The 3,197-nt window shown below is 35.7% G+C and carries 1 rRNA gene; it reads right to left on the bottom strand.

The window, feature by feature from the left end:
* A 16S ribosomal RNA gene (locus ATN92_RS00225) occupies positions 1 to 975 on the bottom strand; the annotation flags it as partial.
* Positions 976 to 3,197: the final 2,222 nt, after the last annotated feature.

Raw genomic sequence — 3,197 nt, 5'->3', positions numbered from 1 at the left:
CATGCTCCACCGCTTGTGCGGGCCCCCGTCAATTCCTTTGAGTTTCAATCTTGCGATCGTACTCCCCAGGCGGAGTGCTTAATGCGTTAGCTGCAGCACTGAAGGGCGGAAACCCTCCAACACTTAGCACTCATCGTTTACGGCATGGACTACCAGGGTATCTAATCCTGTTTGCTACCCATGCTTTCGAATCTCAGCGTCAGTTACAGACCAGAAAGCCGCCTTCGCCACTGGTGTTCTTCCATATATCTACGCATTCCACCGCTACACATGGAGTTCCACTTTCCTCTTCTGCACTCAAGTTTACCAGTTTTCGAAGCACTTCCTCGGTTGAGCCGAGGGCTTTCACTTCAAACTTAATAAACCGCCTACATTCTCTTTACGCCCAATAAATCCGGACAACGCTTGCCACCTACGTATTACCGCGGCTGCTGGCACGTAGTTAGCCGTGGCTTTCTGGTTGAATACCGTCAGTACGTGAACAGTTACTCTCACATATGTTCTTCTTCAACAACAGAGTTTTACGATCCGAAAACCTTCTTCACTCACGCGGCATTGCTCCATCAGACTTTCGTCCATTGTGGAAGATTCCCTACTGCTGCCTCCCGTAGGAGTTTGGGCCGTGTCTCAGTCCCAATGTGGCCGATTACCCTCTCAGGTCGGCTACGTATCATCGCCTTGGTGAGCTATTACCTCACCAACTAGCTAATACGCCGCGGGTCCATCCAGAAGAGATAGCAAAACCATCTTTTAAACAAAGATCATGTGATCTAAGTTGTTATGCGGTATTAGCACTTGTTTCCAAATGTTATCCCCCACTTCTGGGCAGGTTACCCACGTGTTACTCACCCGTCCGCCACTCACCAAGATCTGAATCAAGAAGCAAGCTTCAATCAACAGTTTGGTTCGTTCGACTTGCATGTATTAGGCATGCCGCCAGCGTTCGTCCTGAGCCAGGATCAAACTCTCATATTAAAAGTTTGTGACTCATAAATAAAAATACTAGCGAATTGACTTCGTTGTAAATCCAACAAATAAATGTTGGCCTACACAATTTTAGTGTTAAAACTTTGTTCAGTTTTCAAAGGTCTACCAGTTGTTAATTAACTTAACAGCTTAATTATCATATCATCTAAATGATATGATGTCAACAAGAAAATTGATTTAACAATGTTTCTTGTTGATAAGTCATCTTCAAGCGACAACTTAGTAATAATACCATTTTATCATTATCTCTGTCAACAACTAATTTCAATCGTTTGAATTGGTCTAGTTGGTAACTTACGAGACAACGTATATTAGAATACCAATCTCAGAACGATACGTCAACAAAAATATGCAAATAATTTGTAGGTTTTTTTAAAGACAAATATTAATATATTCTGGAACTTCAATGTTACCCGACGGCCGTGTGTTCCCTATAAATCAATCACATATTATTCGGATTATTTTACAGGTGACGTAATCAAATTCTGAGTAATCCATTTAAATATATAATTAAGATTCAGACTTTTAACTATTATGAATTCCATTCTTCTAACAAATGTATCATATTGACCTTCATAAAACATATTGGTAACTCGAATATCTTCATATTAAATCGAAAGCAACTCCATTTCTATCTATAATATCCAAATACATACATATAGAAAGCCTTATTGGATTCAATATACATAACTGTACGTAAAGAACGCTATTCGAAAAAGGCATTTCCCTATATTATTGATTATTCTACTGTAATTAGTAATACAAATCTCAATTACTAGCAACGGCCATTATAAACACTTTTAATATACGATTGAATACACAGCACTTTATAGTAATCCAAGGTTTACAAAGTTAAGATAGTTTTTCATCATCTGTTCAAGTAAATATCCGGAACCTCTGTATCTTCAACTAATCGATTTAAATCCTCAAGGTACTGAATCGTGTTATCAAAAATAATGGGATCATCATTCACAGAAACCTTATATTCATAATACTGTCTCCAGTCGGAGTAATTACAACAGAATTTCATTATACGCAACATCTCCGGCAACAATCAATCATCTGAAATTCAACAGCTAGTTATATTGTGAGTATCGGTAAAACTGTTTTTAATAATTTCAATCAAATAACTTTTCTAAATCAAAATTATCGTTAACTCCGCCATCGCCTTAGTAACTTATCTGCATGCAGAATTTCTATCACTGCGGGTATTCCATCCACTGTAGTTTTCATAATAATGATCTTTACACCTGAAAAAAATTCTTTAATCACATTAACCTAAAGAGGTGGTCCATACATGAGTTATATAAATATATTCAAGATTGATCTTATACCTCTTGATCCAAACAACTCTTGATTAATATCTTCAGTCATAGATATATCGACCAATACAATCCCCCTTTACCACCATAAATAAGAATGAACTATTCGTAATCATTCTAATTTTTTAATTCCAGTTGACACCTTAACTAAGGATTTATCTATCCTCAATAAATGACTCAAAGTAATATTTTGATTTACAGATCATTTCTATGGCGACTTTGAATTCACCAAAGTATTCTCCGTTAAAAAGAAGTCTACAATCACAGTTCTGATATAACAATAAGCATATCCGAAAATAATAATGAATTTATGACATACAAAACATATTGTTGAATGGAACGGACAAAAATTTTGAAAAGATCACTATAGATAAAATGATTGATATTAATCGCAAATTTTTCTATTTGTACTATATTAATACTTTTGCACTACTATCGGAATCTTAATTTTTTATTAAAGACTCTAAAAACTGCAATGGATAATGATTTTACAATTAGTAAATTTAAAACAAATAATAATATATAAATAAAAATTATTGTTGGAATTACATTGAGTACAGAATGGTATTGTGTGATTCCAGATTATCTAAGATCCTAAAAATATGAGTAGAAATCATATGATATGTTTAAATAACTCAGTTGATAACTAATTTATACGGCCCAATTATTAGTTTTATATATAAGTAAAAAAGAGACCGGTCGAGTGATTCGCTAGAATCATCTTGACTGGTCTCTTCTATTATTGGATGTGCCTCCAAGCATTGAAAATGCTTGAGGACACAAAAAAAGAAACCAACCATTTGGTTGATTCCTTACCATTAGCGTGGCAGCTACCTATCCTCGCGGGTAGTTTCCCACCAACTACTTTCGGCGTGGAGAAGCTTAACT

The organism is Companilactobacillus bobalius (assembly GCF_009764355.1).
This window is presented reverse-complemented; position numbering and strand designations above follow the sequence as displayed.